This is a genomic window from Oceanobacillus sp. FSL W7-1293 (assembly GCF_037969815.1).
GTDB classification, from domain to species: Bacteria; Bacillota; Bacilli; order Bacillales; family Amphibacillaceae; genus Oceanobacillus; species Oceanobacillus oncorhynchi.
In genome coordinates this window covers 2,375,380-2,399,214 of record NZ_CP150212.1, presented here as the reverse complement: position 1 = coordinate 2,399,214, position 23,835 = coordinate 2,375,380, and the positions used below count along the sequence as shown (strand labels likewise).

Genomic DNA, 23,835 nt, shown 5'->3' with positions numbered 1-23,835 from the left:
ATGGAGATAATTATTGTTCAAATAGAGAGCGTCCTTTCCCTGCTCTTCTTAAGAAATGTAGAATAATTTCTTTTCAGAAAGAAACGTTCATAAACCTTACACAGGATGAAACCCCAAAGAAAAAAACATCAAATTACTCACTGTATCGTAATTTGATGTTTTTCTTATTTTACCTTACATATTATAAAGGTAACTCGGACGCTCCCAAAAGCGCTGCTTCGCCATCGCATCGATAAATTTCTGCCCAGATTGAGAATCGATATTCATAATCACTCCAGGCTGTCCTTCGATACCCATTTCCTTCAGTAAATGAGCACTCTCTTCTCTGGCGCCTATCGGCTTAAAATGATTATACATATTCATGATAAACGTACGGGCTTGATAATGAAAATAATCATCTACTCCAGTTCCCCCAACAAGATATACTCCTTCATAGCTTAATGGAGATCCTGTAAGGAAGCTTTGGTCTACCTGATACGTTATGCCGTCGCTGCCGCTTACCTCACCAAGCTGATTGGTGACAATAACCGGGTGCATGCCTGCCTTTTTCCATTGCTGAAGCAGTGCATCCACTTCCTTACCAGGAAAGCCCTCTGCAAGAAAGACAGCCACTTTCAGTGTATCTGTCACAAAGTTTGTGTTCATCAAGCTTATCGCTGGTGATGATTTCGTAGCAGTGGATTCTTCTACATCCAGCACGGTGACGCCGACATTTTTTGCCACCGCTTCTGCAAGCTCTTTGCTGACCCTTGCTAAGCGGTCCACCATCTGCTGACGTGCAGCAACAACCAGACATCTTCCCAGCTCAAAGCTATATTCGCCAATAATATGCTCCCGCTCTACCGGTGTCATAATGTTCCAGAAAATCCTTGCCTGGGTATAGTGATCTTTAAAAGAATCCGCTGTTTTACGCTGTTTCAACCCTTCTACAGTCGAAGGATAGGTAACGAATCCTCCCTTATCCGGCGGAACCTCTGACAGTGTATTTTCCGCCAATAAGTTCTTATGATAAGAAACTTTGCCTCGGTCAATTACATGACGCGAGTTCCCATCCCGCTGGTTATTAGAAAAAGGACAAACCGGCTTGTTGATAGGCAGCTGCTGGTAATTGGCTCCAATTCGTGCTTGCTGGGTGTCCTTATACGAAAACAAGCGGCCCTGCAGCATCGGGTCATTGGAGTAATCAATACCCCTAACAATATTCCCTGGATGAAACGCACTCTGCTCCGTTTCTGAAAAGGCATTATCCACTGTTTTGTTCAGCGTTATCTTACCCATCTTTTGAAGTGGCACTTCCTCTTCCGGCCAAAACTTTGTCGGGTCTAAAATATTGAAATCAAACATAAACTCCTGGTCTTCCCGAATAATCTGTACAGCAAGCTCATAAGGCGCCATAGCCCCGTGCATGAACAACTCTTTCCGGTATTCTTTCCCGGTCAAAGTGGGCCAGTTTTTCTCTGGCAAGAAAATCTTCAATCAAGGTAGGGCCGCGATCTTCAGCAGTCAATGAATTCTCATCAGCTACAATCTTCTTCCCCTTATTCGAAATCATCTCTTGATTATAGGTATCCCTTATATAGGATTCTAGCTGCTGTTCTTTTTTATTTTTTTGCGTTCACTCATACAGATTCATCTCCTAACAATGGTAATAGCATTTAGCAAAAAATGAAGAGTATTCATTGAAGGTTTTCTTTCTGTATATGGCTGAACTAGCTTCGACACAAGATTGATCATAATTAGGCAAGCGGACTTTCAGTATCCTGATTGTTTTTTTTCAATGAAAGAAGCCGCCTTTACTGCACAGGCGGCTTCTTTCATTTATTGGAGGACTACAGAAATTTCTCCATGATAACGTAGGACTTCCCATTTTTCATAAAACTTCTATCTGTTTCTTGGAGACCAAACTTCTGATAAAAATGGCTCTTATTCTTTCTGGCATTACACCAAATTCTTTTCACATCGTGTATCTTCGCTTCCTCGAATACGGATTCTAACAACCTGCTTCCAAACCCTTTTCCTTGTTCTGATCTCAGCGTCGCAAATTTTCTAAATTGAGCTTCCTCTTTGTCTATAAACAGCGAAACAACGGAAATCAGTATATTATCTTTAAAAAGTCCCAAATGAATACCCGAAACATCATCCTTTAACTTTATGTAGTTGAAATCTTCATTCGGCCACATGACTTTATGCCTTAGCTCCCATACTTGTTCTTTTTGTATTTTTGTAATCTGAATTTCCATGATAACCTCCTTGCCTGCTGTGAAGCTTGTCAAAAACACATGCTTAGAAAAGCGCCAGTATATTGTTGGCGTAAAATAGCGTAACTACAGTCAACGCCAGTAAAACAATTCCTTCCGCTTTTCCGCCAGTTGTTGCAGCGAATGGAAAACGAATCGTAATCTTTGCAGGATACAGCAGCTTGATTCCCTGCTTTGTCGCAGCATCTAATATAAAATGCGTAACCATACCAACTAAAATCCCCATGGTGATCGACGGATTACTGATGAACTTAGATAAAATAAACGCCACCAGCGCTAAGAATAATAAACTATGTGTAAAGGTTCGATGACCAAAGAGGGTATTGACTACTTTAGAAACCGCTGGAAACCTCCGCCCGATTTTGCTGCCGCTATGGCAAATATCCGGAAGCAAGCCCCCTGCTGCGCCTGCTGCAATGAACCATTCGGGCTGATATGCATGTGTGATGGCGACGATGGCTGTCGTCGCTGTGATTCCAGCCATAATATGTGTTTTTCCTGTCATGCTCTTTTTTCTCCTTCATTTGTAAATTGCGTTATCTTATCATAACACTATCCCAAGAAAAAGAACATACGTTTCTTTCAATTAATTTCCTTTTATTCAAAAAAGCAGCAAACATTATTTTCTGCTGCAATCATGATTTTTCTACATGGTTAAACGATAACTGGCATCTAAAAGTTCAAATATCTCCTCTTCTGAAACAGAACCATCCAGCAGAATGCTGATCCAATGTTCTTTGTTCATATGGTAAGCTGGCAGTATCCGGTTTTCTTTTCTTAAAATCGATGCCAATTCCGAATCGCATTTGACATTTAAAACGTCTGCAGTCCCTTCTCCTTCTATATTTAATTTCTCTTTGTCCACATCCATCAGCAACCCAAACCATTTGCTGTTTTCCTTATGCCGAAGCACAGCGTAATTAGAAAATTTGGCCCAAGGATAATCTGGCTCTGTATCGTATTTTCCTTTTGCATAATGTATAACTGCTTCTCTGCTCACTAAAATCACCTTCATCTGATAAATTAAATGGAAAAATTGCTTTTCTTCATTTTATCAGCAGATACAGGTTTGTTAAATAGGATGCTGCACACCGAAGTTTAAAAATACCATGATATCCCGCTACCTCTAATATATACGAACAATTTTTCCTAAAGCCAGACGGTAGTGACTATGCCCCTCATCAGCTCCGTATCCTGCTGCAACTACAGAAAGAATATTCCCCTCTATCTCCAATAATGCTTTTACCTTTTCCAGATCAAAACCCAGCATCGGAACGCTGGATATACCGTAAGCGGTGAGCGCTAACAGCAAATACCCAAGCGCAATATACCCTTGCGATTGCAGTACTTCAGGTGCTGTTATTCCTGACATATGCACACTTCCTTTTTATGAATTTTTTCAAACATGGCCTGTCTTTTTACGTTCTAATATAACTCAGATATTCTTTCTTTAGATAACAAAGCTCTATCAAGCAACGATAAAAGCCTGTCTCTTTTCGTCTCGCTTTTAGCACAGATTGCAATCGTACGTTCCAGACCTTTAACAGGGACAAGATGGACGTTTAAATGCTCGATACTTTTAACCAGCAATGCTGGCACAATGGTTATTCCTTCTCCAGCTAATACATATCCGTAAAGAAAATCCCCAAAAGAAACCTCCCTCGCAATCGCTGGAATCTCACCAGCCTGTTTTGCAAAAGCTAAAATCCTGCTTCGGGAGTCGCAGGGACTGGTGTGCAAAATAAACGGAAACTTCATCATCTCCTGCCATTCGAGTATCTCTGGTTTTTCTTTGATATACTGCTTCGGAATAACAGCATAATAATTCTCTGAAAACAATTCCACTGTTATTACCTCTTTTGTTTGAAAAGAAGCGTCGATAAAAGCTACATCAATTTGTTCATTCATTACGGAGTGAACAAGTGCCTCCGAATAATTCTGAATAAAGACAGAATGATCGGCATCCATAACATCCGGAAGAAAAGCAGTTGAAATACTCGGTAAACAGCCAATCGTCAGTTTATTAGATTGCTGCATTCTATTCAGCTTCTCTTTCGTTCTTCTCATTTCCTGCAGCAAAGATAATGCCTGATGATAGAAATATTGCCCGGCCTTTGTCAGCTCAATACCCTTCGAGCTTCTAGTAAGCAATTTAGTATTTAAATCTGTTTCTAAGCTTCTTACCTGTTTACTTAATGCAGGTTGAGAAATATGTAATCGGCTTGCCGCCTTAGTAATACTTTTTTCCTCAACAATCGCAATATATGCTTCTAACCAAGTCTGATTCATTCTTTCCCCCCATAACAATTGGTTATGAATTACATTATCAATCCGTATTTCCGTCGTTCTTATATTTACTATACAATAAATGTAAAACAAAAGCTTTTTATTCATTTTGTATTAATATAAAATGAGTATTCATTCCTTACGTTATTATAACGTTTTGGAATAGGAAGGAGAAAAAATGAGAGCAATCATTTATCAGAATCAAAAAGGATTATCTTATCAGGAAATACAAAATAAAAGACCAGAAGCAGGAGAAGTCAAAATCAAGTTAAAATCGGCAGGGTTAAACCGGCGTGATCTTTTTGTTATGGACCAGCATCATTCTCAGAAAGTTTTTTATACCCCGGGGTCGGATGGTGCCGGAATCATTACAGAACTGGGAGAAGGAGTTGTTGATTTTAAGTTATATGATAAGGTTATTATTAATCCAAGCTTGGATTGGGAAATGGCCAAGAATGTACCAGCGGCTCCACATATTTTAGGCGGTCCATCCAATGGCACCTTTTCCGAATATAGTATCATTCCTTCCCAAAATATCGTTAAAAAACCGGCTTATCTTTCTTGGATTCAAGCTGGTGTATTATCTCTTTCCGCTCTCACAGCGTACCGGGCGCTGTTTACCAAAGGAAAGCTGCAAACAGGACACCATCTTCTTATCCCCGGAATCGGAAGCGGTGTAGCAACCTATGCCCTCTTCTTTGCAAAAGCAATCGGAGCAAAGGTGAGCGTCACTTCAAGAGACGAAGAGAAGCTGCGTAAAACTGGAGATCTCGGAGCGGATTATCTTTTAAAAACAGACAGTGATTGGACAGCTAAAATGAAAGAGGGAAAATTCGATATCATATTAGATAGTATTGGGCCGGCACTCTTCCCGAAATACATTGATGTCCTAAAGCCAGATGGAAATTTGGTTAATTTTGGAGCGAGCTCCGGAGACAGTATTGACCTTTCTTTACGATCCCTCTTTTACCCGCAATTTAATATCTTAGGAACTTCTATGGGAAGTAAGGAAGAATTCGAACAGATGATACAATTTATAACGCATCACAAAATAAAACCGGTGCTGGATAGCGTTTATCCGCTTATTGAATTCGAGCAAGCATTGGAGAGAATGAAATCCGGGAATCAATTTGGCAGTATAGGCTTGGAAATGGAATAAAAGAAGCTGAGCTTTTCATTTTTGCGTTATCGTTATGAAGAAAAATCGTTCGGTGTGAATCAATGCCTATCTCCTCTTTTGTGATTCATAAATGATTGTGCTACTATAAAATCGTATATCAACTTCACAAGGAGGCTCTATGTATGACTTTGGAAAATTTTGATGAATACCTACAAAAATATGCTGAATTAATCGTTTCTACCGGTGTTAACGTTCAAGAAGGACATTCTGTCGTTCTAACGATTGATGTTGAACAGGCTCCATTAGCACGTAAAATCACAAAAGCGGCTTATGAAAAAGGCGCAAAACGCGTTATTGTCAAATGGGGAGACGATAAAATCTCAAGACTTGGGTTTGAGCATCAATCAACTGAAACCTTAACAGATATTCAAGATTATCGCATTGAAGAAATGAATTATATCATTGAACAAGGTGCCAGTCGTATCAATGTTGTTTCCGATGACCCTGACGCCTTAAAAGGATTAGATGGTGAAAAAATCGCTGCAACGCAAAAAGCATCCGGTGAAGCATTTCAACCATTATCGCAAGCAACGCAGTCGAATAAAATCTCATGGGTCGTGGCAGCTGCAGCCGGACCGGAATGGGCAGCGAAAGTCTTTCCGGATTTAGATTCAGCGGAAGAACAAACCGATGCATTATGGGATGCAATTTTCAAAGCGATTCATTTGTATGATGACGATGCGATCCGCACATGGGAGGAAAAAGATAAAACCCTGGAAACGAAAGCGGAATCATTGAATAAGGAACAATTTACAGCATTGCACTACACTGCGCCGGGTACAGATTTAACGGTCGGCCTGCCGAAAAACCACCGCTGGGAAGGTGCTGGAAGCTTTAACTCCCGCGGAGAGCGCTTTATAGCCAATATGCCGACAGAAGAAGTATTTACTGCCCCAGATGCTAACCGGGTCCACGGCGTTGTGGTATCAACCAAACCATTAAGTTATGCCGGCTCTGTCATCGAAGGGATGGAATTCCATTTTGAAAATGGGAAAGTAACCAAAGTGACTGCTGAAAAAGGCGAAGAAGTTATTCAAAAATTAGTCCAGCAAGACGAAGGTGCTTCCCGTTTAGGAGAAGTTGCTTTAGTTCCGGACGCGTCCCCTATTTCTCAATCCGGATTGACCTTTTTCAATACGTTATTTGATGAGAATGCTTCAAATCACTTAGCGCTGGGTTCTGCATACGCGTTCAACTTAGAAGGCGGAACAGACATGTCGGAGGAAGAATTAAAAGAAGCTGGTCTGAATCGTTCAGCAACACATGTTGACTTCATGATTGGTTCGGATCAAATGGATATTGATGGCATTAAAGAAGATGGCAGCCGTGTTCCGATCTTCCGAAAAGGTGCTTGGGCTTAATTTGCTCATTAGTAATAGTCAGTAAAAAATTCCAACTACAAGCTAGTTGGATTTTTTTACATTGGTATATAAAATGTACCTATTCTGCTTTTCTTTTGATAGAAACCATTTTCCCATAAGTCCCTATCCTCCAAAGCCATTCAAACGGTCCATAGGAAAACTCTTTCAACCAAAGATGACTGAAAATCATTTGTGCCGCGAATAAAATGACTCCAATCCCAAGAGCGAACGCATAGCTTGGTTCCTCCCAAATCCCTAAATTGATAAAAACCGTTCGTCCGCTCGCTTGAAACAAGCTCACGAAAACAAGAGATTGCAGGATGTAATTCGTAAACGCCATCTTACCGACAGATGTAAACGGGACAAGCAACTTCGACACGCTTGTCTTGCTAGTTCCTAAAAGGACAATGAATAAAATCATGCCGATTGTCACCAAAAATGGGTAGAAGCTTTCCAATGGATGTAACGCAATTCTATCATAAAGGCTTGCTTTCCCCGCTAACCCAATCACAAGAAAAAGTACTGACAATAAGCTCATGATTTTTCTTCGCTTTTCGATTATTGTAAGCAGCCCCTTCCGATACGCATACATACCAAACAGGAAAAAGCTGATGTGTGCGACCATCGAAGAAAATTCAATAATAAGATATTCTGTTCCTGTCGGTGGTTCTTTTGAGTCAGGCAATAGACCTTTCAAACCGTCTTCCAGGGACAAATGATAGGATGAGAAATAACTGATTACATCCGCTCCAATAGTATAGCCGATCCAGAAAAGGAAAGCAGTAATAACCAATCCGGCTGCTGACCAATTCATAAACAGCAGAAGGAAAAATCCCGCCATCCCATACATGAGCAAAATATCTCCCGACCAAATTGCAAAACCGTGCACAGCACCGACGAAGGCAAGCAAAAATAACCGTCTGAATAATACCGGATAAGGGTTGATTTCCTTCGTTTTTAGGCGATTATAAAGTAACATAAGACTCAGGCCAAACATGAATGCAAACAGCGGCCGGGTACTGTCTGTTAATATAATCTCCTCTAAACTTCTTAGTACTTCATTAACCGGAGACAAATTCTCCGTATCGACGGAAGACAGCCCCGGGACGTTGGCTAAAAAGATTCCAAGTAAAGCAACGCCCCGCATTTGGTCTAAAATAGCAATTCTTTGATGTTGATTTTTTTGCTTCATTGATGTCATAGGATCCTCTTTAACTCCTTACATTAAAATGCCCAAGTACATTTTTTAGAATACTAGATTCTTGCTTAATCCCGTGGTTCTACACGCCAATCAGCCTCTCGCCGAGGATCAGCCGCGCCAGAGATGTCATCATTCTCCCGATCGATCATCAAAGCCTGAACAGACCCGAAATACAGCGGAGTCGGAGCTTCACGAATCTCGTTATACCCAATATCAAGCAACGCTTCCCTCACATCTGCTTCCGGTGCGGATTCCATCACAAGCGCATTATCCGTCAGGTGGAAACGATCCGCTTCAACAACAGCTTCCAGATTCGAGTCTTCTTGAACCCAGTCAGCAATCACCTGCGTAAGCATAATTGGAATACGTTCGCCTCCTGGACTGCCAATCCCTAAAACAGGTCCCTCCTCATCTGCAACAATCATTGGAGATGACCAGGTAACGGAACGCCGTCCAGGCTCAGGTTCATTTTGCTTCGTTTGACCAATATCAAACCGAGACATTTGATTGTTCAAAAAGAAACCTTCTGTGTAAGTGCCGGAGCCAAAGAAATTGGTCAGTGTATTCGTCATGGAAACAACAGTGCCGTTGTCATCAATCACTGTAATATGTGTCGTATTAGGGTCCGAATCACCATAACTCCGCTCTTCGTCCTCAGAAAGCAAGCTGTCACCGGAGATTTCTTCTGCTAAAGCAGCATTCTTTTTACGGTCAACGAAAGAATCAACCGGAACATCCACAAACGAAGGATCACCGAAATCCGTATCAACAAATTGCTGGGCGATTCGCCACGACATCGCAATATCATGCACAAATGGCGTGCTATTCCGTTCTTCTTCTAATGTTCCCCGCTCTTCAATGATTTGCAGCATTTGAATGACACTGACACCAGGAAGTGGCGGCGGAGAACCAGTCACCTTATATCCGGCAAACTCTCCAGTTACCGGATCATGCCGTCCGACACGGAAGTCAGCAAGTGAGTCTCTGTCCAGGCCTTGAATCGCTGCTAACGCTTCTCCAGTATCCCCTTCATAAAAGGAAGCTCCTTCACTATCACGAATATCACGCAATGCTTCTGCCAACGCCGGCTGTTCTAAAGTGGCGCCCGCCTCAATAGCTCTACCCTCAGGATAGAAATGCTCCAGCTGCTCAACCGGCAGACGGTCCTGAGCAGATTGAAGCTGCTGTGCTAACGTTGCAGATACCTCCGAACTTTCTGCCAAATCAATTGCCGGGTCAATCACTGTCTCCCAGTCAGCAGTCCCATAGTCATCATGTAATTCCTTTGTCCCGGCTACAAATCCAGGCACACCAATATCTGATGAAGGAACACCGCCTTCAGGGACAACTTCACGATAATCATATGCCTCAGGGTCTTGACCCTGCTCTTGAACGAGTGTTACCCCGCCGCCGCCAACTCCTGAAGCAAAGGGCTCTACAACAGAAATGGCATACGCCGCTGCAACGGCCGCATCCACGGCATTACCTCCATTTTCCAAAACAGTCATTCCAGCTTCTACAGCATCTGGATGCCCTGCGCCGACACCATAAGCCTCTGGCACATCCGGCCCAGACTCCGCCTCTTCTTCATTGTCTGGCGGGCTCATCCTTTCACTTTCATTTTCAGGCGGGTTCGGTTCAGGCTCCTGATCAGTCTCTTCTTCTGAGGCACAACCGCTGAGGATCAGCAATACTGTTGCGGTAACAGTAAAAATTAAGCTGCTCTGGCGCTGGTTACGCCTTTTTACTTGCATGAATGCAACTCCTTTCATAATGTCATTACACCTTTTTATTAAATATCATTCATTACATATTCGACATATCATTTATCTCCTGCACCAATATTGGTATAAAATCCATAATCACGATTGTGTTTTAATCTGGAGAAACAACCATTGTGAATCCATGAATTCTTTCTGCCGTTAAATAATCGGGCCATTCTAGCGGGGCTTTTTCCCAAGTTTGCCCTGCATCATAAGAAAGGTAAAAGCCGAGATTATTAACAGCGTAAAAAATACCTGACTGGAATGGATGAGAAGTTAACGCAAAAACAGAGGAACCTTCTGCATCCGGCAAGCCTTTGTATACAGGCGACCAAGAACCGCCATCTTCACGCCGTACTAAAATCGTTCTTGCATGGGATGGATCGTATGCTTCATAAGGACTCCTGGACGCAGCAGCCACCATTGTATCTGCATCCCCTGAATCTACAGCAATATGAACCAAATAGTTATAAGGATCCAAACCCTCATTGAACGTCTGCCAAGTGTTTCCGGCATCAAAGCTTTCAGCATAACCGCCGCCCGCAGCTTCGTATATCCGTCCTGGAGCTTGCAGATGTGTCGTTAAAGCATGACAATCATGTTGGGAATTCGGTTTTCGATCTTCCCAACTTCCCCCTTTATCTTCACTTTTCATCACGCCGCCAAGTTCAATGCCGACAAATATGCGGTTTTCCTCATGAATATCTGGTTCAATCCAACGTACTTGATGCGTGTACGGCCGAGGCGGGAAACTCCAGGAAGATTTTGACGGTAAATCCAGTAAAGCCGGACAATCAACCCAGGTTTCACCTCCGTCTTCTGAACGAAACAGCCCGCTCGGTTCTGTGCCTGCCCAAACGACATGATATCCATTTTTAACCTCTATTGGACTGACTGCAACACTCATCACCCGGTTATGTGATATCCCTGCCCCTGCGGGTACTCATGTTTTGCCGCTGTCATTACTTATCCCATAAACCCTCTTTAAAGGTTCCTCCATACAGCCGCTCGCTCCGGCTGGGGTCTGCTGCAAGGCACACAAATGAAACCGGTGCCGTTTTTTCTTCCATTCTCCATTCCTGTTCTTCTTTTGTAATTTCATACACAGAACTTCCAGCTGAGAAATACAAAATCTCCATGCTGTTCACCACCTTGAATTATTTTGAATCTTATAAAACAATCCGGGTTTCTGTATTAATAGAAATGTTCAGAAAACTACTCATTTCATCTGACTTACTTGTAAACAGAAACTCCCTTTTCTACGACAAGAAAAGCAAAGAAAAATCTTTTATAGTTTGCTTTATTCACCATAAAACAAACTTGCAAACGTCCAAATCTAACTTTTTATCACGGAGAAGCGCCTACAATACTTCACCTTCAAATAGAGAGTGAAAAAAATTTATTTAGACGGGAGTTAACGGGCGCTACCTTCCTAAATTACTCAACTAATCATTCAATTTATCGCTAGGTTAGCATAAATCATTCTACAGATAAAAAGATTTTGTCAAAAATTTTTAAACTATCATTTTTTAATCAAAATATGATGAGTCTTATCACCATACAGAAAAGGCCTTACCATGGATAAGACCTTTCCTGAGACAATGTCGTATGTTATTTCTGGAGCTGCGGATACTTCGATATATAGAAAGTTTCCTTTATTTATTCAGGGTTAGCCTTCTTTAAAAAAGCTTTCTGGCAATGTGCTAAATATGCTCCAAAGATTGATAATTGCACCAACTAATGAAACAATACTGATGCCCACAGCCTGGAAGCTGAATACGCCTGTCGGTACAAGGATGATAAATCCCAAGAAAAAAATAGATTGATAAATCGCTGAGATAAGCCTCCAAAATTTATGGTAAAAAAAAGATAATAACACAGGAGGAATGAACAAAATAATCATTATGATAATACTTGCTTGGATAACTTGCGGATCATTTAACGACAGTGTATTAACATCCCTTTTGAAAATAAGCAGTGACAAACAATGTTACGATTGATACAATCAGCATGAAAACTAATAAAACGAATCTTTTCAAACAGCATCCTCTCTTTTTATTTTGAGGTGAGAGTTTTACGGATGGTTCTCCGTGATAATATTCTGTTAAAAAATCATATTGTTAGCAAAGCAAATGGTTAGGAAAGGGAGGAACACTTTATTGGTATCTGATATAGCATTAATGGAACATCATGTAAATGTGTTATTTAAAAAGGATGGTAATAATCGAATGACCTTTGTGAATGAGCCGCCAAACGAGGTTGCACCTCGTATTTTCATTGGCAGGACTCAGCTTGGTAATGTAGTAAGGTACTCAAATACACTTGGGGAGAACATAATAAAGAAGTTGGAACGAAGCATTCATGCTGATTTTGCTATAGACTTGGCAGAAATAATCAACATTTTAAACACAGATCGGCAAATCAATAATTTTTGGACTGGACCTGCTTTCGTATTTGCTAATGTAAGCAGGAAAACAACGAAAGCAATACGAATTACCGACTTCAATAAAGGTTGCCTGAAGCAAAATTTTCCGTATATCTACGAAGAGCTTAAATATAAACAGCCTTGCTTCGCTATTATTGAAGATGAAGCAGCTGTATCAGTTTGTTGCAGCGCGAGACAAACTAATGAAGCGGCTGAAGCAAGCTTAGCTACATTTGAAAAGTATCGCGGAAGAGCATACGCGATAGACGTTTCCATTGCTTGGGCTGCAGAAATTCAAAGTCAAGGATTACTTGCATTGTATAGTACCTCTTGGAATAACTTTGCATCCCAATCTGTAGCAAAAAAATTACATTTAATACAATATGGAACGGACATTCATATGAAATAAGACAATAATCCCGAACACAAGGCATTCTTAAACTAATGGACACAATTACTGAAAATATGATGTATTCTTTTATCATGTACGAGAAATAAACTGGGGTGAAGATTAACGCAGTATCAAAAAATATAAACACTCTAAAGCTCTCATTTAACACTCTAAGCAGCAAAAAATCCTGCACGGAGCAGGATTTTTATCAAACGTTCTTATTAATTATCAAAGAGCAGATAGTTACACAAACTTATTCCTGCCAGCACCTAATCCTGCAATCATCATTAAAAAGCAAACAACGATGATAGCAATAATCGGCGCAGACCATGCCTGTGTAATATCAAACAGAAGACCGATAAATAATGGTCCAACGGCGGCAAAAATATAACCGACGGATTGTGCCATTCCAGACAGCGCTCCCGCCTGGCGTCCATTACGTGCACGCATGCCAAGCATGGCAAGTGACAGGCTGATGGCTCCTCCAAAAGTAACTCCAATCAGTGTTACCCAGACGAAAATCAGCGGAAGCGGTCCCCCGATTAGCAGACCGATAAAACCAATTGCTGCACCGCTGCTAATTCCCAGCACGATCCCCTGCTGGTTAGAAAACTTTTCTGCCAGCACGGGCGCCAGAAAAGTGGATGGCAGTCCGACAAACTGCACATAAGCTATCAGCCAGCCGGCAGCGGATACGGAAAATCCAAAGCTCTGCATGATTTCTGGCAGCCATGATACCATTACATAAAATATAAATGATTGCAGACCCATAAATAACGTAACCTGCCAAGCCAATGGAGATTTCCACAAGTTGCTGTCACTAAAAGCCTTGCTGCTTAATTCCACTTGTTCTTCTTGAGGCCCAGGATTCTGCTTGATAACAAAAATCCAAACAATGATTCCGACGAGAGCCAGCACAGCCCAAGATAATAAAGCTAATTCCCATCCTAAACCTGCTCCCTTTGCAAGCGGAACAGAAAGTCCGGAAGCGGTGGCCGCGAATATTGCCATTGATGTGGAATAGACACTCGTCATTTGGCCAACTTTATGCGGGAATTTTTCCTTGATGACTGCCGGCAGCAGCACATTCATCACTGCGATACCAACCCCTATAATGGCAGTCCCGATAAATAAGGTAGGTGTATATGGAATAGATCTGATTCCAATTCCAGCGAACAGCAGGATCAGACCAAACAAGACCGCTCCTTCATTCCCCAGCTTCCGGCCAAGCTTCGGGGCTAGCGGCGATACAATAGCAAACGCGATAAGCGGTAAACTGGCAATCGTCCCCGCACTCCAATTTTCCAGCCCAATTTGATCACGAATTGTCCCTAACAACGGTCCAACGGAGGTAATTGCCGGCCTCAGGTTAAAGCCAATAATCATAATAGCAATCAAATATAGCATTCTCTTATTGGAGGATGCTTCCTCAGCCAGGCCGTTACTTGCTTTTGCTCTATTTTTCTCCATCTAATACCTTCTTTTCTATTTTTCATCCCCTTCATAGAAAAGGAGATGAAGTAATTTTGCATAATATATATATGTTATGGCAATGTACAACCTATTGTCAAGATACCCATGTTTAATAGACTGCAATCAACGCATCTGCTCCGCGTATTCGAAAACTGCTTTCAAAGCTTAAAAACGCCACCAATCTGATAACCCTGCTCAGCGTTAAGCCCCATGTGTTAACACTGATAAAATGCAATTTCATCCAAAAAACAATTTCCATATTAACCTGTACTCGCAAACTTCCAATCTAATAATTTTGAATAAAATGTATACCTATGAAATTTATTGGAGAGCCTGTCAATATAACAAACTATTAATTGGAGGTATTTCCAATATGAAGTACAACCTAATGATAGGCATTGCTTTTCTTATTTGCCTATTCATTTTTCTACCAACAGTACATGCAGATAATGGAACATTGTACAAAGTTGATGCTGAAGCAATAGAATTAAAGAATGCGCCTGCTGAGGATGCAGTCATTCTAAGTGAATTAAAAAAAGACTATAAGGTTACTATTTTTGAAGAATCCAATGGCTGGGGAAAAACATTTTATAACGGCGAACAAGCTTGGATCGCGTTACATCATCTTTCAGCAGTGGATGACATACAGACAGAACCAGAAAACGAACAATCAGATACGGAAGAGAAGCAAGTCGAAACAGCAGCTGCTGCAGAAACAAATACAGAAAGTGCTGTCTCATCAGTAGAAAACGGGCAACTGTACCGAATTCAAGCACCAGCAGTAAATGTACGCAATGCACCTGATAAAAACGCTGCTGTCGTTACGCAGCTGAATCATGATGAGAAGGTTACTATTTTTGAAGATTCATACGGCTGGGGCAAAACATATTATAACGATGAAGAAGTATGGATCGCTTTATATTTGCTTGATAAAGATAACGAATCAAATGGAAATAGCGATGTATCAGAAGAAAATGAAACCATAGAAACACTGGAGACAGCGGAAGATACCGAAAATGATGCGTCGGAAGCAATTGCTGAGCAAAAAAATGATGAAAGCGAAAAGGAAGATGCCGAAACGAAAGACGAGAAACAAGAAGTTCAAGCGGAACAAAGCTCTGAAATCCCGCTTGCCGGCCGTCACTTTGTGATTGATCCGGGTCACGGTGGAAAAGACCCTGGCGCAGTGGGATCTGAAGCATATGAAAAAACATTAGCATTAACCACAGCAAAAAAATTAGGAGAACAATTACGTCATCAAGGAGCTTCTGTTACGTTTACCAGAGAAGATGATACGTATCTCTCATTGGGAGAACGGGTCAACATAAGTAATTCTGCCAATCCAGATGCATTTATCAGCCTGCACTATAATGCGTCAGAAGACCAGGTTGCGCATGGAGTGGAAACCTTTTACAAAAATGAAAGTGAAAGCCAGATGCTTGCTGAGTCTGTACAAACGTCATTGATGAGTCATGTCCATCTCGATAATCGTGGAACCAAACAAGCAGATTTCCAAGTACTAAGAGAGAATCAGCAAACTGCGATTTTAATTGAGCTTGGTTTTATCAGCAATTCAGAGGAACAGCAGACAATTCAAACGGATAATTATCAAAATCAGGCAGCAGAAGGCATTATTGCCGGATTAGAAGACTATTTTAGCTAGAATCAACGGATGATAAGGTAAAAGTGTGTCTAGGTAACGCTTTTACCTTCGATTACGTTTTTTGGACTTCCTTTTAGATTACAATTTGTAATGAGCTGCTTAGGGGAAATATTACGAATCTTTCATTTTACGTTTAGAACTTTTTAGTTTTACGTCTTTTCACAAAACCTGAATGGATATTAATCCCTTTGCAATTTATTTATTAAACCGTTCTAAACGATAAAACTGATACGTATTATCCGTCAGCTGTTGTCGAACTTTATCAAAAGGCAGCTGTTTTACCTCAGCTATTTTCTTCATCACATCGATAATCATATTTGGATGTGTCATCTGATTTTGAAAAGGCCCTTTAAACGGCCATGGCCCATCTGTTTCTGCCATAATAAGTTCTAACGGATATTGTTTTATTAAAAACTGAATCTCCTCTTCATACCAGCAATCAGGCGTGATAGAAATCATATATCGATTATCTATCATACGGTTAATCGTATCTTTATCCCCTTTAAACCAATGGAAATGAGCTCGGTTTATTTGATATTTTTCAAGCAAGTCACAAACAACAGAAGCATCTTCATAAACAGCATGTAATACAATTGGTAAATCATACTTTTTTGCAGCTTGTATAAACCTCTCCAATATCGCATGATAGGCTGCCGTATCCAGTGAATTATCGTTACGTTTTGTATAATAAGGGAGCCCAACTTCTCCAATAGCCACTATCTTTTCAAATTTTTGTTCCATCACTTGGAAGATACGATTGATTTCTTGATCAGATGGCAATGCTTGTTCCGGATGCCAGCCGAAAGCGGGGTAAACAAATGGATATTTCTGCGCCAATTGCCACACCTTTTGACAGCTCTCAAAATCACTTGTAACAGCTATCACTCCATCTATTTTAAGTGTATGAACCAACTGCTGCTGCTCGTCCGGCTGATACCAATCCAGATGAATATGTGCATCAATCATCAAGGGCACCTCTCAATCTTTTTCACACTGTAATATCCTTAAATAATTCACCAGCTTTTCTAACATCGACATTTCCGCCGCTTAATACAACACCTGCTCTTTTCCCTTTAACAGATAGTTTTTGATATGCTGCTAAAGCAACTGCTCCGGATGGTTCGACTACAATTTTTAAACGCGTCCAAAGAAAATACATAGCTGCTTTTATTTCTTCTTCAGACACCGTGATAAAATCATCCACATATTCCTGAATCAAAGGAAACGTAATGTTGCCTAACGTCGGAGTGTTTAAACCGTCAGCTATCGAGTTTGGAGCTTCAATGGTCTGCAATTCTCCTGCCTTAAATGATTTCGTCGCATCATTGGATACAACAGGCTCCACTCCAATCACCTTGCATTGAGGCGACAGCTGTTTTGCAGCAATGGCACATCCGCTTATCAACCCGCCGCCTCCACAGGGAACGAGCAGATAATCAAGCTCCCCGACTTCTTCAATCAATTCTTTTGCAACGGTACCTTGTCCGGCTACAATTGGCTCCGCATCGAAAGGAGGAATTAATGTATAGCCAAATTCATCTATTAAATCCTGCGCTTTTTCCTCTCGGGATTCCGTCTTGCGGTTATATCTTATAATCGTCGCATCATAGTCTTTCACAGCTGCTGCTTTCACTTGCGGCGCATCATCTGGCATGATTACTGTCGCAGGGATACCAAGTATTTTGCAGGTTAAAGCCGTAGCCATCGCATGATTTCCGGATGAATAAGCGATTACTCCTTTATTTTGGGACGCTTCCGGCAGAGAGCTTATCGCATTATAAGCACCTCGAAATTTAAACGCTCCCATTCGCTGGAAATTTTCACACTTGAGAAACATTTGATTTCCGGTTAATTCATTCAATAATGTTGACGTATGGACTGGAGTTTTATGTGCAATTCCTTTTAGGTGATTTGCTGCTTCTACTATTTTTTCATACATTTTGAATTCTCTCCCTCACTTTTTATATCAAGACAGGTTGCTATTTTAATAATAATTTTTAGTAATACCTATATCTTCCTTTCGACAAATCGAACTAAATTTCCTGCTAAAAGTCTTTCTCAATTGATATAAAGAACAATCAAGTCACAGTTGTATATTTAAATCGACTTTTTAAATGATATACTTAACTTTTTATATAGTCTTCATTTTAAATGAAATTTGCATCGCTTGTGCCATTTGAATATAATTGAGTGAATTTCATAATTCAAAGCCCTTGTGTCCCAAGCTTTTTGAAACATAAAAAAAGAAGTACCTCCCCAAATCTTGTATAATGGTAGTTACCCAGAAAACCATAAAAAGACTGGAGGAGTACTTCTTATGACCATTATACGACAACCGAGTCTATTTGGCATCCAAGAATTATATGACATGGAACCTACCCAAAAATATGAAGCGATTATTTCAGCGATTGATCTGGATCGTATTTATCATGCGATTAATAAGAAATCCCGGCTTGGAGCGCCTGTTGAGCTAAATTATGCAGGGATGATTATTTCCTTTTTTATTCGCTACATCGAGCGTATCCCAACCATCAAAGACTTAATCAAGCGTCTAAATGATGACTTTATCTTTAAAATGAACTGCGGATTTCTTGTTTCCGATTCTACACCATCAGAAGCTGCTTATTCCCGCTTGGTAACGAAATTGAGTGAATCAGATATTTTAGAAAAATCCTTCGAAAGCGTAACGCTGGCAGCCGTCACCGAAGGGTTTATTGTCGATGAAGTCATTGCCATTGATGCAACCCATTTTGAAGCACGAGATAAGGCACCTGCCAAAAAAGAAGAAAAATCAGAAACTACGCCAAAAAAGCGCGGACGCAAATCCAAAGAAGAACGCGAACAGTACCTTAAAGACCAAGCGGAAAAGGAAGCAAACCTGCCATTGTATGAAAAGAAAATCGAAGCACAGTTAGACGTTCCGTTAGACATCTTGCGTGCAGAAGTGCCAATAGCCCCCAAATGGGGTGTGAAAAAGAATGCAGATGGTAAAAATGAATACTGGTTTGGCTATAAAGCCCACCTCGCAGTTGGTGCATCCAGCCAATATATTCTGCAATCTTTGTTTTCATCTGGCAGCTTAAATGATGGGAAAGCCGCTATTGCCCTATTGAAGGGAATGGATCAACGACTTCCGCTTACGTCTGCTTCTTACCAGACATTGGATGCGGGTTATGATTTTGAACCGATTTATGAACAGATTCATCGCATGTGTCAACAGTCTGTCATTGCCTATAATAAGCGCAATGAAGGCGAAATGATCGGGTTTGATAAGGATTTTGCCCCAACCTGTTTGCGAGAACATTCCTATAAATATGACAGCTTTGATCCGAAATACGAAACATTGAAATATACCAGACCAAAGGAATGCAGCGACTGTCCCCTTGCGAATGAAGGTATCTGTCAAAAAGTGTATAAAATCAAGATAACTACCGATTTAAGAAGGTATACCGCACCAGCACGAGGATCAAAAGCTTGGAAAAATATTTTCAAACAACGGACAGCAGTAGAACGTGTTAATGCTTATCTGAAAGAGTTCTATCAGCTAAACAATGTTCGTTATCGCACTGGAAAGCGTGCAAAAGTTCATTTTGACATGGTCGCTTTGATTTATAATGCTTCCAAATTAGCTGCTGATCGCATCCAAGCAGAGCTTATTCAGCAACAACAAGCGCATAATTTTTGTTTTTAAAAATACACTTTCGAAAATTCGGTTCGTCTTTGTATTTTTAAAAAGAGCAATTATGAAATTCATTCAATTATATAAACTAATCTTTTTTACATATTGGAAATATCTAATCATTTCTTATCCGGACATACAAGGAGGTCAACCATGATGATAAGTCCCCAAGCTGCTGATAAACTTAACGCCAATATAGAAGATTTAAAAAATAGCTTAGAAGAAAAAGTTTCCAAAAAGCTTGATTTGGATAACTGTCATCAAATGATTCAAAGATTGGTTGAGCTTTCTTCCAGCTGTGAAGCATGTAACCAATATTTTGTTAATTTAGAAAGTCATATAGCCCAGCTTTTAGATAAGTCAGATCAGCTGACAAAAAATGATTTTAATAACCATCACCAAATATTAAATAACATCCGTACACACCTCATGAAAAAACACAAACTAGTTGCGAAAGACTATTATCTCAGTATCTATATGTCCTGTGGTCTCAGCTTAGGACTAGTTTTTGGACTCTTATTCGATAACCTTGCATTAGGTTTGCCAATTGGCTTAGCTGTTGGTGTAGCGATTGGAGCAGGTTTAGACGCAGATGTTAAGAAAAAAGGAAGAACCATCTAGCATTCCAATCAACCGTTCAATACAACATTCTCCACAGATAAAACGTAGCATACGCTTCCCAGGTTGACCATGCTGCTGATAATTCTCTAATCTCATCTTTTGTCGGCTTTCGTTCCATTCCCTTTACAAATTGGATGGCATTGATTAATCCCACATCATCAATAGGAAAAGCGTCCGGATACCGAAGACAGCGCATCAATACATAATTCGCTGTCCAAGGACCGATTCCGCGAATACGAATCAATTCTTTTTCCGCTTGTTTCAAATCATCTAAATGTAGTAAGTTTTCTTTTGATATATCCCCATTTTCCATCAACTTTGCTACATCGATAATATATTCCCTTTTCCTTTTTGTCATTTTAATATCAGTCATATCTTCCGCAGTTAATTTAGAGATTTTTTCATACGAAGGGAAAACCCAATACCTTTTTCCATTATAATCCGAATATTCTCCAAATTTTTCAACAAATTGACGTTTTAATGTGTACGCAAACTTCAGGTTAATCTGCTGGCCTAATATCCCCCAGCATAAGGCCTCAAATAAATCATTTAAACCCATAATCCGAAGTCCGTAAAACCTTTCAATGGCTGGTTGCAGTAACAAATCCCGGCGTCCCATTTCATAAAAAGGCAGCAGGTCGGTGTCAAAGTCAAACCATTCACAAATATAATTTACGATGGTCTCTTTATCTTCAAATGATTCCGGTTTTGTACCGGCTAAACACTCTACAGCCAGATAGTCACTTCCTGCTTCACTTATCTGTATCAATGTACGCAGATGATTTATTTCAATCACACTAGTAATCGTATTCTCCTCTATTTCATACATGCATTCATTTGGATCCCGTAGGAAATAATCTACATTCACTTTAAAATTAAACGGCTCCGGTGCTTTTATGAAAATGCAGTTTTTACTTTCTTTCCAGTTTCTCACTTTCTTCGTCCCCCCTATCTTCAAGATCTGTTTTATATTTTGCTTGCGAATTCAGCATCCTACTATGATTGCACAACAAGCAGCACTTATGCCAAAAGGCAAAGAGACACTGTTTTCACACTGCCCCTTTGCCTTTTAGTTAATGCTTGCATTATCATTTAACAAAAATTATGCTCCATCATTCTTTCTTAAAATATCCTTCACTCTTTCTCTCATCTCTTTCGTATAGCCTTGCTGTCCGCCGGTATGAATAAAAAGGATATTTTCTTGGTCAGCATAGTTCCCATTTTTAATTTCAGTCACTAACCCTTTAAAAGCCTTCCCTGTATAAACAGGATCAAGGATAACCCCCTCATTTTTAGCAATATCCAAATAAAATGCCAATTCTTCATCTGTTGCCTGACCATAGCCAAGCCCAATATAGTTATCGTTAATGGAAATAGAATCAAACGGGTGGCTGGTGTCTTCCAAATCATTTACAATTTCCATCACATCTTCTTTGAATACTTCTGCTATCTGGTCTACAGAATAGCCAATGATTTTCTTTTTGGCATCTGCTCCCTCATTAGCGTACCATAATCCGGCATACGTCCCGCCAGAGCCGATTGCCAGATTAATAGAATCAAATCGGATGCCCATCTCAACTTCCTGTTTCATAATTTCATTATAACAATTAATATAGCCGTAAGAACCGATCGCATTTGATGCACCTACCGGAATAATCAATACCTTTTTCCCTTGTGCTTCCAATTCCTTCTTTTTCTCCTCCATCGCATCTTCTCGGGATGCATCCGGCGGAATAATATTTACATTCGCTCCTAACATATCATCCAAAAATAGATTCCCTTCATATTCTTTCACTTCGCCTCTAAGCACCAGGTGACATTCTAAATCCATCATGGCACAAATCGCAGCTGTCGCTCTGGCGTGGTTTGATTGACAGGCTCCAGTGGTAATAATTGTGTCATATCCATTATCCAATGCATAGGCAATGAGATATTCCAGCTTTCTTATTTTGTTTCCCGAGACCTCCACTCCTGTAAAATCATCTCGTTTGATATAGATATTTTTCCCAAGTTCATTGCTGAGTTTTTCCAGTTTTTTAATGGGTGTATCCAAATTAGCAATATTTAATTTACGCATGATAGTTCCTCTCGCTTTCATCCAGTTTATACCTTTATGATAGCGAACAAGAACGAATATAAGCAAATAATAAATGAAAGGAATTTGTTATTTTAGTGTAAAGAATCGATGAAGAGGGTAAATTTTCTATAAGTCTGTACTCTTTTCCTGTCAGCATCAGTGGATAGAGACTGCAATTAGAAGAAAAGTTGAAAATAAGCATTTATACTTGTTTAAAAAATAATGTAAGGGAGGTGTCACAACGTTGAGAAGGCCTTTGGGAGTTATAATAATAAGTTATTTATTTGGCTTTAGTTCGATGCTTTTATTATTTTCTGCTATTTTTTATGATGCGGATACCGATTCCATTCGTAGTATAGCGAAACGTTTCGCACTACCGAATATACCTGAGCAATTAATGAAAGCAATGGTAGCTTTATTTTCATTAGTAATGGTCTATGGTTATATCTAATTGAAAAAATGGAGCTTTTGGACAATGGTAGCTTATTTAGTCTATTTGGGAATGATTAGTTCTCTGCTCGTAAACAATCAAACTCACCTGCCATATATAGTTAATATGCTTCCTTCCCTGGCTATGTTAGCTTTTACAATCTATGTAAGAAAAGCATTTTTTAATCAATTGAATTTCCAACATTAGAATAATTGAAAATGCCCTTTAAATAACAATAGAACTTCCTATTTCCTAAGAAGTTCTATTGTTACGCCTATTCCATTTGAGCCCAGTCTTAAATGAATACCCATATAAGAACAGAGACCAAAATAATCGCGGGCAGTCCAAGAAAATAAATATAAGTAAGACTTGAAAAACTCTTCTTTCGTTCGTAAGTATCGTCCAGCTTTTTAGTGACAAAAAGTGTTCCGATCAATGCAAGAACACATACGATAATCACCAGTATGATAAGGGTATTCAACATCTCCCTTTCCCCACCTTTATAAAATAGTCAACGCAGCCGCATAACAATAACCTTATGCATTATGCAGCTGATTATTTGTTATAGCAGCCTGTTGCAGATAATCTGAATCCAACGTATAGGAAGCAGTCTTTTTCTTCCATTGTTTCACGACATCTACATGATTTTCATATCCGAAAACATGAAAGGTCATTTCTTTATTTTTCTTTTTAAAATGAATAATATATGGGGGCATCTTTGTTTCAGGATGGAGAAACAAGGCTTCCTTCCCTGGAAAGATATGATTCTTATATAAAAATTGAGCTTCATTGAAAGAATCTATAAATCTCCTTTTTTCATCTCCATCAAGCTGTACTCCATCGAAGGTTATCGTACTGTTTGCTGCATCAATTTTAGGATGCAGCTCAAATTTATTTAAAACCCATCCCACCAAAGCGCTTGGCGGGCTGGTTAAAAATTTCAATATAATTCCTGCCAGCGTGATTAATATAAATGTCCATGTCATTTTCGAATTCCATCTCCCTGATAAACTATCACTTTCTAATT

The 23,835-nt window shown here is 40.0% G+C and carries 23 protein-coding genes and 1 pseudogene; 7 read left to right on the top strand and 17 right to left on the bottom strand.

The genetic code is table 11. The annotated features are described in order from the left end of the window. Window positions 1-174: 174 nt before the first annotated feature. From MKY65_RS11765 to MKY65_RS11740, 6 genes and pseudogenes are all read right to left on the bottom strand, one after another. Window positions 175-1,576 (bottom strand): annotated as a pseudogene (locus MKY65_RS11765) (catalase). Between the two features lie 253 nt (window positions 1,577-1,829). Then, a complete protein-coding gene (locus MKY65_RS11760; RefSeq protein ID WP_339185224.1) occupies window positions 1,830-2,234 on the bottom strand; it encodes a GNAT family N-acetyltransferase in 405 nt (134 codons plus the stop codon). A 49-nt stretch (window positions 2,235-2,283) separates the two neighbouring features. Beyond that, entirely contained in the window at window positions 2,284-2,763 is a 480-nt protein-coding gene (locus tag MKY65_RS11755; RefSeq protein ID WP_339185022.1) for a metal-dependent hydrolase, read from the bottom strand. 141 nt (window positions 2,764-2,904) lie between these two features. Beyond that, window positions 2,905-3,258 (bottom strand): MmcQ/YjbR family DNA-binding protein, encoded by a 354-nt coding sequence (locus MKY65_RS11750; RefSeq protein ID WP_339185020.1) that lies wholly within the window; start codon window positions 3,256-3,258, stop codon window positions 2,905-2,907. A gap of 126 nt (window positions 3,259-3,384) precedes the next feature. Beyond that, window positions 3,385-3,630 carry a nitroreductase family protein gene (locus MKY65_RS11745; protein ID WP_339185019.1) on the bottom strand — a complete coding sequence of 82 codons (246 nt, stop codon included), beginning with the start codon at window positions 3,628-3,630 and terminating at the stop codon, window positions 3,385-3,387. Window positions 3,631-3,683: 53 nt separating this feature from the next. Beyond that, window positions 3,684-4,547, bottom strand: coding sequence for a LysR family transcriptional regulator (locus MKY65_RS11740; RefSeq protein ID WP_339185018.1), 864 nt, complete (start codon window positions 4,545-4,547; stop codon window positions 3,684-3,686). Between the two features lie 175 nt (window positions 4,548-4,722). On the opposite strand from MKY65_RS11740, the gene MKY65_RS11735 reads away from it, so the two are divergent. Both MKY65_RS11735 and MKY65_RS11730 read left to right on the top strand, forming a co-directional pair. Beyond that, on the top strand, window positions 4,723-5,703 hold the full coding sequence (locus tag MKY65_RS11735) for a zinc-binding dehydrogenase (RefSeq protein ID WP_339185016.1): 981 nt from the start codon (window positions 4,723-4,725) through the stop codon (window positions 5,701-5,703). 143 nt (window positions 5,704-5,846) lie between these two features. Next, window positions 5,847-7,085 (top strand): aminopeptidase, encoded by a 1,239-nt coding sequence (locus MKY65_RS11730; RefSeq protein WP_339185014.1) that lies wholly within the window; start codon window positions 5,847-5,849, stop codon window positions 7,083-7,085. A gap of 79 nt (window positions 7,086-7,164) precedes the next feature. Here MKY65_RS11730 and MKY65_RS11725 read toward each other — a convergent pair whose 3' ends face one another. The 4 genes from MKY65_RS11725 to MKY65_RS11710 form a co-directional block, all read right to left on the bottom strand. After that, the gene (locus tag MKY65_RS11725; RefSeq protein WP_339185012.1) at window positions 7,165-8,286 is read right to left on the bottom strand and encodes a DUF418 domain-containing protein; all 1,122 of its coding nucleotides are present in this window, start codon (window positions 8,284-8,286) and stop codon (window positions 7,165-7,167) included. Window positions 8,287-8,351: 65 nt separating this feature from the next. Beyond that, window positions 8,352-10,040 carry a gamma-glutamyltransferase gene (locus MKY65_RS11720; protein WP_339185010.1) on the bottom strand — a complete coding sequence of 563 codons (1,689 nt, stop codon included), beginning with the start codon at window positions 10,038-10,040 and terminating at the stop codon, window positions 8,352-8,354. Window positions 10,041-10,161: 121 nt separating this feature from the next. Next, window positions 10,162-10,959 (bottom strand): hypothetical protein, encoded by a 798-nt coding sequence (locus MKY65_RS11715; protein ID WP_339185008.1) that lies wholly within the window; start codon window positions 10,957-10,959, stop codon window positions 10,162-10,164. Between the two features lie 52 nt (window positions 10,960-11,011). Continuing rightward, window positions 11,012-11,188 (bottom strand): hypothetical protein, encoded by a 177-nt coding sequence (locus MKY65_RS11710; protein ID WP_339185007.1) that lies wholly within the window; start codon window positions 11,186-11,188, stop codon window positions 11,012-11,014. Between the two features lie 1,020 nt (window positions 11,189-12,208). Between MKY65_RS11710 and MKY65_RS11705 the strand changes: the two genes are divergently transcribed. Next, window positions 12,209-12,883, top strand: a complete 675-nt coding sequence (locus MKY65_RS11705) for a GNAT family N-acetyltransferase (protein WP_339185006.1) — start codon at window positions 12,209-12,211, stop codon at window positions 12,881-12,883. A 225-nt stretch (window positions 12,884-13,108) separates the two neighbouring features. Here the strand turns inward: MKY65_RS11705 and MKY65_RS11700 are convergent, their stop codons facing one another. Further along, on the bottom strand, window positions 13,109-14,272 hold the full coding sequence (locus MKY65_RS11700; RefSeq protein WP_339185222.1) for an MFS transporter: 1,164 nt from the start codon (window positions 14,270-14,272) through the stop codon (window positions 13,109-13,111). Window positions 14,273-14,447: 175 nt separating this feature from the next. Next, window positions 14,448-14,597, bottom strand: coding sequence for a hypothetical protein (locus MKY65_RS11695; protein WP_339185005.1), 150 nt, complete (start codon window positions 14,595-14,597; stop codon window positions 14,448-14,450). A 114-nt stretch (window positions 14,598-14,711) separates the two neighbouring features. Here MKY65_RS11695 and MKY65_RS11690 point away from each other — a divergent pair, with 114 nt between their 5' ends. After that, the gene (locus MKY65_RS11690) at window positions 14,712-16,001 is read left to right on the top strand and encodes an N-acetylmuramoyl-L-alanine amidase (protein ID WP_339185003.1); all 1,290 of its coding nucleotides are present in this window, start codon (window positions 14,712-14,714) and stop codon (window positions 15,999-16,001) included. A gap of 195 nt (window positions 16,002-16,196) precedes the next feature. Here the strand turns inward: MKY65_RS11690 and MKY65_RS11685 are convergent, their stop codons facing one another. Together MKY65_RS11685 and MKY65_RS11680 are read right to left on the bottom strand one after the other, a co-directional pair. Continuing rightward, window positions 16,197-16,967 (bottom strand): TatD family hydrolase, encoded by a 771-nt coding sequence (locus tag MKY65_RS11685; RefSeq protein ID WP_339185002.1) that lies wholly within the window; start codon window positions 16,965-16,967, stop codon window positions 16,197-16,199. 22 nt (window positions 16,968-16,989) lie between these two features. Continuing rightward, entirely contained in the window at window positions 16,990-17,940 is a 951-nt protein-coding gene (locus MKY65_RS11680) for a threo-3-hydroxy-L-aspartate ammonia-lyase (RefSeq protein ID WP_339185000.1), read from the bottom strand. 378 nt (window positions 17,941-18,318) lie between these two features. Here MKY65_RS11680 and MKY65_RS11675 point away from each other — a divergent pair, with 378 nt between their 5' ends. Beyond that, entirely contained in the window at window positions 18,319-19,692 is a 1,374-nt protein-coding gene (locus tag MKY65_RS11675) for a transposase (protein ID WP_339181899.1), read from the top strand. Window positions 19,693-19,833: 141 nt separating this feature from the next. Beyond that, on the top strand, window positions 19,834-20,301 hold the full coding sequence (locus tag MKY65_RS11670) for a hypothetical protein (RefSeq protein WP_339184998.1): 468 nt from the start codon (window positions 19,834-19,836) through the stop codon (window positions 20,299-20,301). Window positions 20,302-20,317: 16 nt separating this feature from the next. Here the strand turns inward: MKY65_RS11670 and MKY65_RS11665 are convergent, their stop codons facing one another. Together MKY65_RS11665 and MKY65_RS11660 are read right to left on the bottom strand one after the other, a co-directional pair. Then, window positions 20,318-21,235, bottom strand: a complete 918-nt coding sequence (locus MKY65_RS11665) for a DNA-3-methyladenine glycosylase (RefSeq protein ID WP_339184995.1) — start codon at window positions 21,233-21,235, stop codon at window positions 20,318-20,320. 168 nt (window positions 21,236-21,403) lie between these two features. Beyond that, the gene (locus tag MKY65_RS11660; protein WP_339184993.1) at window positions 21,404-22,378 is read right to left on the bottom strand and encodes a D-cysteine desulfhydrase family protein; all 975 of its coding nucleotides are present in this window, start codon (window positions 22,376-22,378) and stop codon (window positions 21,404-21,406) included. A gap of 244 nt (window positions 22,379-22,622) precedes the next feature. On the opposite strand from MKY65_RS11660, the gene MKY65_RS11655 reads away from it, so the two are divergent. Further along, window positions 22,623-22,829, top strand: a complete 207-nt coding sequence (locus tag MKY65_RS11655; RefSeq protein ID WP_339184991.1) for a hypothetical protein — start codon at window positions 22,623-22,625, stop codon at window positions 22,827-22,829. A gap of 515 nt (window positions 22,830-23,344) precedes the next feature. Here MKY65_RS11655 and MKY65_RS11650 read toward each other — a convergent pair. Beyond that, window positions 23,345-23,794, bottom strand: a complete 450-nt coding sequence (locus tag MKY65_RS11650; RefSeq protein WP_339184988.1) for a YfmQ family protein — start codon at window positions 23,792-23,794, stop codon at window positions 23,345-23,347. Between the last annotated feature and the right edge of the window lie 41 nt (window positions 23,795-23,835).

Coding starts and splice junctions, on each gene's coding strand:
- MKY65_RS11755 (WP_339185022.1), bottom strand. CDS start 2,763: ATGACAGGAAAAACACATATTATGGCTGGAATCACAGCGACGACAGCC.
- MKY65_RS11745 (WP_339185019.1), bottom strand. CDS start 3,630: ATGTCAGGAATAACAGCACCTGAAGTACTGCAATCGCAAGGGTATATT.
- MKY65_RS11740 (WP_339185018.1), bottom strand. CDS start 4,547: ATGAATCAGACTTGGTTAGAAGCATATATTGCGATTGTTGAGGAAAAA.
- MKY65_RS11735 (WP_339185016.1), top strand. CDS start 4,723: ATGAGAGCAATCATTTATCAGAATCAAAAAGGATTATCTTATCAGGAA.
- MKY65_RS11730 (WP_339185014.1), top strand. CDS start 5,847: ATGACTTTGGAAAATTTTGATGAATACCTACAAAAATATGCTGAATTA.
- MKY65_RS11725 (WP_339185012.1), bottom strand. CDS start 8,286: ATGACATCAATGAAGCAAAAAAATCAACATCAAAGAATTGCTATTTTA.
- MKY65_RS11720 (WP_339185010.1), bottom strand. CDS start 10,040: ATGCAAGTAAAAAGGCGTAACCAGCGCCAGAGCAGCTTAATTTTTACT.
- MKY65_RS11710 (WP_339185007.1), bottom strand. CDS start 11,188: ATGGAGATTTTGTATTTCTCAGCTGGAAGTTCTGTGTATGAAATTACA.
- MKY65_RS11700 (WP_339185222.1), bottom strand. CDS start 14,272: ATGCTATATTTGATTGCTATTATGATTATTGGCTTTAACCTGAGGCCG.
- MKY65_RS11695 (WP_339185005.1), bottom strand. CDS start 14,597: ATGGAAATTGTTTTTTGGATGAAATTGCATTTTATCAGTGTTAACACA.
- MKY65_RS11690 (WP_339185003.1), top strand. CDS start 14,712: ATGAAGTACAACCTAATGATAGGCATTGCTTTTCTTATTTGCCTATTC.
- MKY65_RS11685 (WP_339185002.1), bottom strand. CDS start 16,967: ATGATTGATGCACATATTCATCTGGATTGGTATCAGCCGGACGAGCAG.
- MKY65_RS11680 (WP_339185000.1), bottom strand. CDS start 17,940: ATGTATGAAAAAATAGTAGAAGCAGCAAATCACCTAAAAGGAATTGCA.
- MKY65_RS11675 (WP_339181899.1), top strand. CDS start 18,319: ATGACCATTATACGACAACCGAGTCTATTTGGCATCCAAGAATTATAT.
- MKY65_RS11670 (WP_339184998.1), top strand. CDS start 19,834: ATGATGATAAGTCCCCAAGCTGCTGATAAACTTAACGCCAATATAGAA.
- MKY65_RS11660 (WP_339184993.1), bottom strand. CDS start 22,378: ATGCGTAAATTAAATATTGCTAATTTGGATACACCCATTAAAAAACTG.
- MKY65_RS11650 (WP_339184988.1), bottom strand. CDS start 23,794: ATGACATGGACATTTATATTAATCACGCTGGCAGGAATTATATTGAAA.